Annotated in this window: 10 protein-coding genes; 3 read left to right on the top strand and 7 right to left on the bottom strand. The window is 41.2% G+C overall.

Annotation, left to right across the window (positions count from 1 at the left end; all coding sequences use genetic code 11):
• Positions 1 to 149: 149 nt before the first annotated feature.
• The 4 genes from OGM63_RS24410 to OGM63_RS24395 all read right to left on the bottom strand — a co-directional run bounded on the left by OGM63_RS24410 (position 150) and on the right by OGM63_RS24395 (position 5,010).
• Positions 150 to 707 carry a pentapeptide repeat-containing protein gene (locus OGM63_RS24410; RefSeq protein WP_263748266.1) on the bottom strand — a complete coding sequence of 186 codons (558 nt, stop codon included), beginning with the start codon at positions 705 to 707 and terminating at the stop codon, positions 150 to 152.
• A 581-nt stretch (positions 708 to 1,288) separates the two neighbouring features.
• Positions 1,289 to 1,456, bottom strand: a complete 168-nt coding sequence (locus OGM63_RS24405) for a hypothetical protein (RefSeq protein WP_263748264.1) — start codon at positions 1,454 to 1,456, stop codon at positions 1,289 to 1,291.
• A gap of 296 nt (positions 1,457 to 1,752) precedes the next feature.
• Complete coding sequence (locus OGM63_RS24400; RefSeq protein WP_263748263.1) at positions 1,753 to 2,934, bottom strand: RNA-guided endonuclease InsQ/TnpB family protein; 1,182 nt, start codon at positions 2,932 to 2,934, stop codon at positions 1,753 to 1,755.
• A 372-nt stretch (positions 2,935 to 3,306) separates the two neighbouring features.
• Complete coding sequence (locus OGM63_RS24395) at positions 3,307 to 5,010, bottom strand: serine/threonine protein kinase (protein WP_263748262.1); 1,704 nt, start codon at positions 5,008 to 5,010, stop codon at positions 3,307 to 3,309.
• Positions 5,011 to 5,810: 800 nt separating this feature from the next.
• Between OGM63_RS24395 and OGM63_RS24390 the strand changes: the two genes are divergently transcribed.
• Positions 5,811 to 6,272, top strand: coding sequence for a DUF29 domain-containing protein (locus OGM63_RS24390; RefSeq protein WP_263748261.1), 462 nt, complete (start codon positions 5,811 to 5,813; stop codon positions 6,270 to 6,272).
• A 117-nt stretch (positions 6,273 to 6,389) separates the two neighbouring features.
• Here the strand turns inward: OGM63_RS24390 and OGM63_RS24385 are convergent, their stop codons facing one another.
• The 3 genes from OGM63_RS24385 to OGM63_RS24375 form a co-directional block, all read right to left on the bottom strand.
• Entirely contained in the window at positions 6,390 to 7,994 is a 1,605-nt protein-coding gene (locus tag OGM63_RS24385; RefSeq protein WP_263748260.1) for a peptide ligase PGM1-related protein, read from the bottom strand.
• Positions 7,995 to 8,188: 194 nt separating this feature from the next.
• Positions 8,189 to 9,019, bottom strand: a complete 831-nt coding sequence (locus OGM63_RS24380) for a sugar phosphate nucleotidyltransferase (protein ID WP_263748259.1) — start codon at positions 9,017 to 9,019, stop codon at positions 8,189 to 8,191.
• A 144-nt stretch (positions 9,020 to 9,163) separates the two neighbouring features.
• Positions 9,164 to 9,478, bottom strand: coding sequence for a YkvA family protein (locus OGM63_RS24375; RefSeq protein WP_263748258.1), 315 nt, complete (start codon positions 9,476 to 9,478; stop codon positions 9,164 to 9,166).
• 211 nt (positions 9,479 to 9,689) lie between these two features.
• Between OGM63_RS24375 and OGM63_RS24370 the strand changes: the two genes are divergently transcribed.
• Positions 9,690 to 10,478, top strand: coding sequence for a MotA/TolQ/ExbB proton channel family protein (locus OGM63_RS24370; RefSeq protein ID WP_263748257.1), 789 nt, complete (start codon positions 9,690 to 9,692; stop codon positions 10,476 to 10,478).
• A 240-nt stretch (positions 10,479 to 10,718) separates the two neighbouring features.
• Entirely contained in the window at positions 10,719 to 11,402 is a 684-nt protein-coding gene (locus OGM63_RS24365) for an ExbD/TolR family protein (protein ID WP_263748256.1), read from the top strand.
• Positions 11,403 to 11,426 lie beyond the last annotated feature (24 nt).

Here is an 11,426-nt window from a genome sequence, read left to right as displayed (position 1 = left end):
GGGGAGTGGGGGATAAGGGGGACTGCGTGATCAAGGGGGACTGCGTGATCAAGGGGGAGGGTAAGAAAAATATTCTCAGAGTTTAAATAACTCTTTATTTCCATCCCTTTCCCCTTTCCCCTTTCCCCTTTCCCCCTCTTAAAAATGCCTTATTTCTTTTTAGATGATTCCCGTGGTTTCTTTTTCGGCTCTTCTGTACCTTCTTGCAATGACCACCCATAGGGTTTGTCAGATGTGACGGTGCCAACTGGCAAAGTTGTCAGTCGGAAGTATGCCCCCCGAAAATTGGTAAATTGCAATTTAGCACCTTTGAAGTTAGTTGCTTCTAAATTGGTGCTGATCAAACCCGCAAAACTCAAATCGGCATTTTCCAGCGATGCTGATTTCAAATTAGTACCCGTCATGGAAGCACCAGACAGATTGGTAGAATTCATTACCGCACCTTCGAGATTTGCACTTGTTAAATCCGCATTCTTGAGATTAGCACCAGATAAAGTAGCACCTTTTAAGTTAGCTTCTCGTAAATTTGCTCCAGCTAGGTTAGCTTGACTTAAGTCAGCACCAGTCAAGTCGCACCGTGGACAAGACCTTGTTGCTTTCAAGCTATCCATGTCTTGCTGATTGAATCCAAAGGCTTGCTCTGTAAACCCTAAACAAGCTAACAGCGTTACGGTAGCGGCAATTTTCAGTTTAATATTTTTTTGCATAGAGTTAGTTTACAACTAGGCGAGCTAGGCTTTGAATGTATTGCTATACTTACATATAAGACTTATTCAGTAAGCGATCGGCATGAAGAAGTAATAAAGAAGCCGTAAAACTACTGTAAATTATCCGATTTTGGCTAGTCAATAGAAAACACGCTGTATAGAATGGATTTGTCAGCAAGTATACAGAAACTCTATCACCTACTCTTTATGAGATCCCCCCACACCTTAAGTAAAAAAGCGGTTTGGGGGGATCTTTACTTATATGGGGAATGGGGCATTGGGGAAGCTGGTATGTAAGGCGATCGCTCTGTGTTTTTCCCAGATATATGAACAAATGATAAAACAATTGTTAAATTAAAATGAATTATGTTATAAACACCAGTCACAAGTAGATGGAGAGTCTACAATAAAAACATCAAGAACTATACTGAAACTCTATAATCCACTCTTTATGAAATCCCCCTAGTCGCACCATAAAAGCAGCTAGGGGGATTTTGATTAATGGGGCAATTTTGTTGAGGAGGAAAGGGGGGAAAGGGTTAGAAGCTGTTGGCTAATATCTGTTCATAACTAGACATAGCTTACCGTTTGTCAATATCTTCAATTAAACTGTCTACAAAATCTCTTAGCCGTTCCTGCCAATCTGGGACGGTTTTCAATTTTTCTCTAACACCTGGTAAGACTTTAAACTGTACTGGTGCTTTATCATAGGCAACTTTATTATTCGGTTTAAATTTAATTCTAGCCATTTGACATACCTCCTCGTCCTAAAGTCCGAGGATTCCTTAACGCTTCATTGGGTTGTGCTATCGAAATAGTCTTATCATCCCTCGACGTTCGTTTATAGTCTCCTAATGCCCTATGGCGACTATATCTATTTTACCATAAAGCCGTCCTTCTAGGACGGGGCTTGAGTCCCATTTTTTCGGTCAAAAGCCTTATAATGTCTGATATACTATAATTATAACCAAGGTAGTTTTGTAGAGATTACTTTGAACGGTATTGACACTCCCCGGCATGAATGCACGGGGATTCTAAGTTCTACCTAGTCACTTGCACATGCCTGGCTTTCGCCAAGTAGCGTAGAGGCAACTAGTCCCTTAGCGTTACTTCGGGACTGCCCGTCCCTAGCTTGTCGTGCAAGATTTAGAATATTCACCGCAGCATTGACGTCTCTATGCAACTCGCATCCACAACTACAATTATGGGTACGAGTTGATAGAGATTTTTTGACAATCACACCGCAACTACTACACTTTTGAGATGTGTAATGAGGTGAAACAGCAACGGCTAACTTATCAAATTTACCAGCGAAATATTCTAACCATTGCCTGAACAAATACCAACTAGCGTCACTAATCGATTTTGCTAAACAATGGTTTTTAACCATATTGGAAACTCTTAAATCTTCGTAGGCTACTAAATCGTTAGATTTGACTACGCAACGCGCTACTCTCTTAGCGTGTTCATTACGTTGCCTACTTATAGTTAAGTGTTTTTTGGCGTAGAGCTTTCTTGCTTTGCGTCTACCCGACGAACCTTTTACATGAGTGTAAATACGTCTTTGAGATTTCTTAATTGTTGTTTCAGACTTTCTCAAAAACTTAGGGTTGGGTTCGTGATGTCCATTACTATCGGAATAGAATGACTCTATTCCAACATCCAAACCTATTTCTTTTCCGGTTTTAGCTTGAATGTCTACCGCATCAACGACGATGCAGAATTGAGCGTAATACCCATCTGCACGACGGATTAGCCGGACTCGATTAATATCTTTAACGTCGTATGTCTGTAAGTCCCATTTACCTAAAAGTTTTAACTCACCAATACCTTTTTTATCCGTAAAAGTGATGCGTCTTTTAGTTTGATGTAACCGCCATCCTGATGTTTTATATTCAACTGAACGACAATCTTTTTGAAATTTTGGAAACCCTTTTTTACCAGGCTTACTAGATTTGCAATTGTCGTAAAACTTAGATATAGCAGCCCATCCACGTTCTGCGGCAGCTTGACAAGCCATTGAATTTAAGTCAGTAACGAAGGTAAAACCTTTGCGAAGTTGGGTGGAGTACTTGTTAAGCGCAAACTTGTCAACTTTCAACTCTCTGTCAGCGTCCATCCAGTACCTAATCGCTTTATTGCGGATAAACTGGGTGGTACGGATAGCGTCATCAATTGCTGTATATTGAGCTTTTTTGCCTTTAACTTTGTATTCCAGAACTAGCATTAATTTAACCTTACTACTAAACTTAATTGTTTTCGACCTATTAATATACTAACATTAAAGTAACGCCAATGGTTGACACAATGAAAAATAAAAGATTAAACGTAAGAATGACTGATCGCAGATACTATAAGCTTGTCTTATTATCAACTGAATTAGACAGGACTATCAGCAGTATGCTTGATGAATGGATCGACTCTCTCCCCGATCCGAAAATACCTGAAGGCAGGGTAAACCCTGCTCAATAGCCTTCATCCCCTGTCTGAAGCACGAAAAGCGCAACTGCGTTGCTGTTTCTCAGGGGTTTTCGGCATCTACCTTATAAGAAGAAATATTTCTCCCCCCACACCACGCTCCCCCACACCACACCCCCCCTCAACGCCAGCCAAAAAAGCGCAATCCCGGTACGATGAGATAGTGACTCACTGCTAACCAAAAGCTAACAAACAAACCGACGAGACTAAAAAAGAGAATAGTCAGCAGTAAACTCCACTGGTTGGGTGTATTGTGAAAGAGAAATGCAGTGGGTGAAAATCCGAAACTGATCAAAAGCGCAAAGACGATCGCCGTGCCAAAAGAAGCGATCGCTGCGTAAACTATTTGATGACTGGGTAGCCCTAAACCAAGGGTGAGAAGAAAAACAGCGATCAAAATCGAAATTGCTGAAGCTTCGATTCCATCTTGGGGTGTAATTAATTGCAACATTAACCAGCTAAAACCGTAGCCGATTATACCCATCATTGAAGCCACTACAAACCGTCGCTGTTGACCAAACCCGCCGGCAGCCGTTAATCCCCATGCGGTTCCCAAACCAGCAAAGGCAAATAAAAGAATCTCAGAACCGAAAAAATGGTTAGTATTTGGGATTAATTCCAGTAGCCGTTGAGACACCAGTGACCCAACGCGATCGCCTAAAATTGTGTGATATCCCAAAATATAACCGACAATGGTACCGACACCAGCGCCAATCCAGCTTAAAACCATTGTCCAAATGGTCATCACACAAGCACCAAAGACTCTAAATATCGTCTGAAGGATGAAAAGAGTAGTTTTACTTAATGCTTGCATAAATGCGGCGATCGCTTGCCGGATAGCTTGGATAATTTTGGCGAAAAAATCCGGTTTTGGAGATGGTTGAGAAATTTTCGCCAAACGTTTTAAAATTATTGTCGAAGATGCTGGACGCGATCGCACATCTTCTTCTACCATCTCCGAAAGTAAATCAGCAAATTCCCGGTTGAGATTAACTCCACCACGCCAGCGCAACTCTCCAGTTTGCGGATCTTCCAACTTTGGCGGATACTTCCCTGTAAGTAATTCTATCATCGTCCGACCAAGTGCATAAAAATCAGTAGCAGGTCCGACATTACCCCCAATAATTTGTTCTGGTGGACTGTAACCAGAAGAAAATAACCTCGTTGAACCAGATTGAGAGCTAACTATTTTATCATTAAATTGCTTCGCACCACCAAAATCAATCAGCACCAAGCGACTTTCTCCACCTTCCCCCTGATTCAAAAGTCTGGTAGCTGGAAAAGTCCGCAGCATTAAATTACTCGGTTTAATATCACGGTGAAGAATTTGACGTTTGTGCAACTCCTGTAAAATTTCCAACCCTTGGGTAAGCCAGCTTAACACCAATTTTTCCGGACATCCTTGAGGATACTGTTGGAGAATTTCCTCTAGAGTCAACCCATCAATTTTTTCCATCACCAGACAAGCTAGTTGACTTGGTTGTGGATTGAACACATTTATTTGAAAATTCCCATCCTCATCGACCTTAGGAACACCAGGATGTCGCAAACTACTTAATACAGCAGCTTCTTGAGTAAACAACTCTAGTGCTTTGGGTGAATTTTCTACCAACACTTTCAGCACTTTCTCAGTTTGGGTTTTTTCATCCCAAACCGTATAAATCTGGGCAAATCCTCCAGAACCCAAACGCTCAAGGGGGACATATCGATCTAGAAGCTGTAACGGAGTGCCACAGCTATTACAAAACTTTTGTCCCCAAAGCTGGGGATAAGGACGTTGACAGTCAGGATTTATGCAGTGAACGTTTGAGCTACCTATCTTCAAGGCTTTTAACCATTAATATCTTAAGAATGCTCATATAATGCTCAAATTAAATGATTAAAACATTTATTTGAGTATTATTGTTTACACGGTCGTGATGCTCAACAGATGCTCATAGAGATACCTTCTCTAATTTACCTAACGCTTTGGGTCTGGCATTCAAAGAAGGGTGTGTTATGGCATTAGCCTAACGCACTGCAATATAAGTAGCTGAACAAAAATATTTACAGTCATTGCGTTCGCTTTTGCCGTTATTGAAGGGTACGAAGTGAAGCAATCCCAAACCCTTGCGATTGCTTCTCAATCACGGAGACGCTCCTTTGAACGTTTCACTTCGTTCCACTCGCTGCGGACATTATGTAATTAATTCTGTCTGACTACTGATCATAAAAATGCTGCGTTAGCTTGCTTTGTAACACACCCTACCACTCAATTTTTCCTTAGTCCGCCTTCGCGGACTTCGTTTGTGTAGCCGCGAATTCTATTCGCTCTGGCTCGAAATTGTTATTATTATATAGCAATCCTTTCTGAATTGTGAAAATGAACGAACCGCCTCCGCCCTTGGCGTCTTTGTTCGCGTAGTAGCGTCTCCGTGATTGAGAAGGAGAAGACACCAAGAGCGTCAAGAAAAGAAAAAGAAGTTTCACATATGATTTAGGACTGCTATATTTACCCTGTTACTTGCTCCCGTCTCAAGATTCACTTGGCATACACCCAAACGCAATTTATTTAGATATGCAACGATAGCAAGAGCGGGATTAAATTAACTTTACTGGTTGGATTTTGGGAGGTTGAAAAATCAGATGACAGTGCCTCAACCAAGGGTCTTTACAAACTCTCATCTTTACGACCAAGATTTTTATCTGTGGATAGAGACAACTGCTAAACAATTAAAAGAAGGGAGATTTTCTGAGGTTGATTTAGAAAATCTGATCGAAGAGATTGAATGCATGGGGAGAAGTGAAAAAAGAGCTTTAGAAAGTAATTTAGTAATTTTATTAATGCACTTATTAAAATACAAATATCAGCCAGAAAAACGTACTAATAGTTGGCTTTCTACTATCTTTGAACATCGACGCAGACTAAATAAAAATTTGCAAGATAGCCCAAGTTTGAAAAAGTACTTCGTTGAAATATTTATGGAATGTTATCAGGATGCACGTCAGCTAGCGGCTTTAGAAACTGGGTTAACCCTTGATACTTTTCCTGTAGAGTCTTTTTTCACTGGGGATGAATGTTTGAATCAAGAGTTTTTACCTGATTAATTGAATTTTACTATGTGAGTTAAAAGATATTTTTCATCTAAATTCATTCGCAGAAAACGGGTGGGAGATGGGCAGATGGGGGGAGAAATTTTTCCCCAATGCCCAATTCTCGATTACCTAAAAACTATACCCATCCCAGGTACTGCCGAAAGCGTAATCTGAGAATGAGGAAAAATCGCTTTTGCTGGTGCGGGTTTCTTCGTCTAGGACTTTGACGACTTTGTGATAAATTTCTTCTGCTTGTTGGGGAGAATCTCCGATACAGGTTAATCCCAACTTGCCAAATTGAGAAAGACATCCCATCAAATGAAATACTGTGCCGATCTCGGTTCCGCTATCAAAGTGCAGTCTGTGATGGGCGATAATATCCATCAAATCGTTGGGTAACAATCCTCGATAGCGGTCTTTTTGCAAGTTGTCGGTGGCGATATAGTATTTGGGTCGTCCTTGTTGGCTGTAAAATAATCCTGTGGAGAGGTCATAGCGTCCGTTGGTTAATAACTTTAAGGTCATGAAGGGATGGGTGGTGCCACCTTTACGCAAGTTGATTTCGATCGCTTGAATATCCCACTGGTTATTTCCTTTGTCAACGGCGATAAAATCTACTCCAAATCTCTCTAATGCGCCTTTTTCTGCCAGTTTTCTGCCTACTTTTATTCCTAATTGTTGTAATTCTAGCCGATAAGCTTCGTCAGCGGGAAATCGACAACCAAGATAAATTTGACCGTCTGGACCTCCGAGAATTTGGTCGTGGGTTGAGAGAATTTCTACTTCACCGTTGGGTGTGATGCGTCCTTGGACACTAGGCGATCGCTTGATTTCTCCTTCTACAAATGCTTCGACAATCGCTCCTAACTCGCTGATTCTACCAGAAAAGTTCTCCCAAGTTTCTTTTTTTGCTTGAAAGCGCAGAGAGCTGAAGCGATCGCTTATTGCTGCTACTCTTTCGGCATGAGAACTTTCTGGTGGTGCAAATGAAGCGATCGCTCTTAAATCTAATAACGCATTTCCTTCTCCGGAAATGCCCTCATTCAGTTTCACCACCATTCTTTCTAAACTTGGCTGACGTTCCCACAAATTGGCTGCGGATAAAGCTAAATTTGTGCTATCCCAAACAAGAGCGCTACCATCGGGAAGCGGAACTTTACTTTCAGCGAAGATTTCCCGACTGCCACTTTTACTTCCCCAAATCTGCAAGTTAGGCGCAGCTGCGTACAGGGGTACATCCAATTTCAGAGATAATTCACCTTCCCAAGATGTTGAATTATAACATATCATGAATGATTTTTCTTGCCTCAAAGCTTGGCGAATTCGATTTAGCAAACGAGGACGTTCTAAAATCTTTTGGCTAAGAGGTTTGAGAGAAGAATCATAAGTAGAAAGTAGCAGCAAGCGATTGCGAGCATGTGAAAAGGGAATTCCCGGCAATAATTGTAAATAATAATCAATAACACTAGGATGCAGCGGCATTGATGTTACATAAATTAGCCTAGTGCGGGGATTCCGCAAGCGCATCAAAGAAAATAACAATCGTTCTTCATAATGTTCGCAACCTTCGATTTTATGAAGTTCGCGCTGGTCGATGCTGAGGGAGGGAACAACTAAAATATCAGCATCACTATTGTCAAATAGCTCGATAGTTTTCCAGCGATCGCGTAAAGTTAATTGCAGAGCCCGAAAGCGATCGGCTTGATCTAACTCAGAAATATTCAGCCCTAGCATAATCCTTATCCTTATTTTATATTAATCCCAATACTGCTTATTACTCTGGTATATCTAATGAAACAAAAAGACGCAGTTAAAACGCAACACTTCTTTGATATCTATGCAACTTTTAAGTTAATCAAAACGATTAATTCTGATTAACTATGGCATCCGTCAATTCAGATTGCTAAAGACGTTCCAGCGGAACGCCTCTACGATAAATTATTGTTACAAGCCGTAAATTGGCAGACTGCTCGCACTAAATCATCAGGTGTGCCAATATCCAAATAAGTACCATCGGGAAATGCTTCGGCTTCTACGTGAAAACCTTGTTGAATAGCAGCCTGAATTACATTGCCAATGGGTATTTCTGGTAACTTTGATAAATTGCTGTCAGGGTTAAGAGTAATCAGATATTGATGTAAAAACTCTGTAAAAGTTGGTTTCCAAAGAGCAATACCCCACATATATTGCAAATTTGACTGCGGAGGTTTTTCGATAATTAAACGGACTCTACCTGTATCATCGAAGTCAACCATACCAGCTTTCTGCGGTTGATCTGTGGGGAATAATCCTAAAACCACATCGGCATCACTTGCCTGTTGGCGTGCAATAATTAATTTAAAAGCATCTTCCGGCTGAAAGAGAATATCGGGAAAACCCAAAGCTACTAGCGCATCACCGACAAACGGATAAGCCTGATCTAAAGTGAAGGGGACACCAAAAGGCAAATTCATCATTAAATAGCCCAAATTCATCGAAACCACTCCCCCATCGCCAAAATAAGAGGGAATGTCCCATTTACCCGATCGCAATATAAAATAAGCTTTATCAATTCCTGCGAGTTGCATTTTTTCTAGCAGATAGTGACAAACTACTTTTGGTCGTAAGTTAGATTCATCACCTACAGACCGAAAGCCAATTGGATATAATTCTTTACTTAGTGGTAATGGAGAAATCCTGGTTGCATGTCCACCCGCAGGTAACAAGCCAATGATCTGGGGCTTTTTTAGGCGATCGCGATTATTCATTAAGTATTTCAAAGTAATATTTTTATAATTTTTACGTAGTCAGCGATTTATCGCTTTTTAAGCCCTGAAGCGCTGACTACGAATATCCCCCTACTCACGAAGGGAAATTGTGAATAGAGGGAAAGGGGCTGATTAAGTTTTATTTCTAGGCGGTAGCTACTTGACAGAGACAGCATCAACATCAATAGTGTCGGAGTTAGAGGTAGAAGCCTCAGCAGCAGTGGCAGCTGTAGTATCTACATCACCCTTACGGGCTTTAAAACCTTCAATCACTACTTGGGACATTTCTGTAACTAATAGTGTTAAAAGAAAAACATCATCAAGTTCTCCCACAATGGGAAAGAAATCTGGGACGACATCAAAGGGGCTAACAAAATAAAGCAGCGTTCCTAAAATAACCCACCAGCGGTATTTTGGGTTGCGAAGTAAATTACGATACCAATTATAAACTGCTTGAATTGAAAAGTTCATGTTTTAGACCTCCACTTAAGTTTAATCTTGGCAAATTATGCTCTAAACTTCCTGTGGGAATAACCGCCCTAATTAGTGAGTGAAGACGCTACTCTCAAGTAACGCTAAATTCTATCTTGCGATAGTTAACATCGGCTGTCGTACATTAATCTCTAAAATTAAAATGTTTTGGGATAGTTGCACACAGAATAAATGGAGGAAAGCAAAAACAGTGGATATATTAGATTTGATACACAAGGGTGGACCGGCGATGTGGCCTTTGCTTGCCCTATCGATTTTGTCTTTGAGCGTGATTTTCGAGCGTTTGTGGTTCTGGTTAAGAATTTTAATCCAAGAAAAGGAAATAGTCGATCGCGTGTTGGATGCAGCGCGTGAAAATTGGGTAACGGCTAGGGATATTGCAAGACAAGCGACGTCTCAGCCTATAGGACGCTTTCTTTTTGCGCCCTTAAGCCTGCCCAAAACTGACACGGAAACGTTTAGACTGGCGCTAGAAGCAAGCGCAGAAGACGAATTAGCGGGGATGCGTCGGGGTGAAAAACTTTTAGAAGCCGTGATTGCCCTTGCCCCATTATTGGGATTGTTGGGTACGGTTTTGGGTTTGATCCAGGCTTTGCGATCTATTCGGATTGGGGATTTGGGAACCGAATCGACAGCTGGGGTGACTACTGGTATTGGTGAATCTCTAATTAGTACCGCATCAGGGCTAATTGTGGCGATCGTTAGTTTGGTATTTTACCGCCTATTTCAAAGTTTTCTCGTTAACCAAGTCAAAGTTTTTCGCAAAGCGGGGAATGATATGGAATTGCTTTATCGGCAGTTCCCGCCTGATTTTAGCAACAATCCCATAGAAAAGGCACTGACACCCGGTCGAGAGCGAGATTCTTCACCCGAAAAGTTCTCCGCACCCCGCAAAAGAGGTAGAAACAAGTTTTCGGAAGTTCCTCCCGAATCACCACCAATTGAATCTGATTTACATTCATCAGATCCAGAACAATAGTCAAGTCGCTTCTTTTTTAGAGATGCGCGATCGCGAACATTTCAAAATTCACGCATTATTAATTCACGCATTGCAATCAGTGGAGGCTTGAACCCACCACCTAGAAGCACCACTGAATTTTAATTCAGTGGGAGCCTGTACTCGGAATTAATTCAAAATTATTATTTTTCTTCCTACGTGAATTTTGAATTTTGAATTCAAAAAAGGTCAATAATTCAAGTACACCACGAAAATAAGACGATGAAAGTTAACCTGCATACTCCAGTTGAAGAAGTCCAAATTCAAATTATTCCCTTAATTGATGTCGTTTTTTGTATCCTGACATTTTTTATTTTGGCAGCTTTGCAATTTACTCGACAAGAAGCGATTAATATTGATTTGCCGAAAGCTAGCACAGGTACAGCAGTACCTAATACTTCAAATTTACAACTACAGTCTCAACGGCAGATATTAACTTTGGGTGTTGATGCGATCGGTCAAACTTCCCTAAATGGGCAGACGATAAAAAAAGAGCAGTTAACAGAGAGTTTCCGGAATTATGTCAAGCAAAATCCGTCGGGCATTTTGGCGTTGAAAGTTACTAAGTCAACGGCTTATAACGATGTCATGGAGATGGTAGATTTATGGAGACAACAGGGAGGTACTCAAATCTCTTTTGTAGTTCAACCTACTTTCTCATCACCACCTGTTATTCCCCCTTTCCCAGTTAATCCAGGTGCAGCACCTGTACCAAATACCGCACCAGTTCTTCCCATTAATCCACAAACCAACCCGAATTTCAATTTACCCCCAAACGCCCCGATTCCGCCTTTGCCTGGGCAAGGCTTCAATCCTGCCCCCAATGGCGTTTCTCCAGTTTTCCCCCAAATACCAGCCCCCCAAGCCCCTGCAAAACAAGCAACTCCCACTTCTGGTAAAAGGTGATATGAGTTGTTGGGGGACAGGGGG

Origin of the sequence: Plectonema radiosum NIES-515, from assembly GCF_025753815.1 — a bacterium.
Lineage (GTDB): Bacteria > Cyanobacteriota > Cyanobacteriia > Cyanobacteriales > Nostocaceae > Hassallia > Hassallia radiosum_A.
This window is presented reverse-complemented; position numbering and strand designations above follow the sequence as displayed.

Coding starts and splice junctions, on each gene's coding strand:
- OGM63_RS24410 (WP_263748266.1), bottom strand. CDS start 707: ATGCAAAAAAATATTAAACTGAAAATTGCCGCTACCGTAACGCTGTTA.
- OGM63_RS24405 (WP_263748264.1), bottom strand. CDS start 1,456: ATGGCTAGAATTAAATTTAAACCGAATAATAAAGTTGCCTATGATAAA.
- OGM63_RS24400 (WP_263748263.1), bottom strand. CDS start 2,934: ATGCTAGTTCTGGAATACAAAGTTAAAGGCAAAAAAGCTCAATATACA.
- OGM63_RS24390 (WP_263748261.1), top strand. CDS start 5,811: ATGACAGTGCCTCAACCAAGGGTCTTTACAAACTCTCATCTTTACGAC.
- OGM63_RS24385 (WP_263748260.1), bottom strand. CDS start 7,994: ATGCTAGGGCTGAATATTTCTGAGTTAGATCAAGCCGATCGCTTTCGG.
- OGM63_RS24375 (WP_263748258.1), bottom strand. CDS start 9,478: ATGAACTTTTCAATTCAAGCAGTTTATAATTGGTATCGTAATTTACTT.
- OGM63_RS24365 (WP_263748256.1), top strand. CDS start 10,719: ATGAAAGTTAACCTGCATACTCCAGTTGAAGAAGTCCAAATTCAAATT.